Origin of the sequence: Wohlfahrtiimonas populi (assembly GCF_002006795.1) — a bacterium.
Lineage (GTDB): Bacteria > Pseudomonadota > Gammaproteobacteria > Cardiobacteriales > Wohlfahrtiimonadaceae > Wohlfahrtiimonas > Wohlfahrtiimonas populi.
Map to the genome: position 1 here is coordinate 1 of NZ_MVDN01000060.1, position 429 is coordinate 429.

The window sequence follows — 429 nt, forward strand, 5'->3', positions numbered from 1 at the left end:
TCACCTGCAATCAAAGCATCTTTATCTGCATATTCATTAAGTAACTCAACCAAATATTGTGGATGAATTAAGTCATCAGCACCTGCGACTGCTTTTTTATCTAGTTTTTCAATACATTTCTGATGTAGTTTTAAATGTTCATTTAAATATTTAGCATCGTCTTTTTCATCGAGATAAGGTAATAATGCTGTTACTGTATCTTTAACATTGCCAATAACACCAAGTTCAATTGCATGTCGTAAACCTAAGTGTTGAGGATTAATATCCACTTGGATAATTCTTGCATGTTTTGGATAAAATTGAGACCACGCAAAATTTGCACCAAGGATAAGTAAAGTGTCACAAGTTTCCATCATATGATAACCTGCTTGCATCCCTAGCATGCCTGTCATACCAATATTATAGTCATTATCCCACTCTACAAAATCT

At 33.6% G+C, this 429-nt stretch carries 1 pseudogene; it reads right to left on the reverse strand.

The features are described 5' to 3' along the window. A pseudogene (locus tag BZK16_RS14015) lies at window positions 1–429 on the reverse strand (ubiquinone-dependent pyruvate dehydrogenase); the annotation flags it as partial.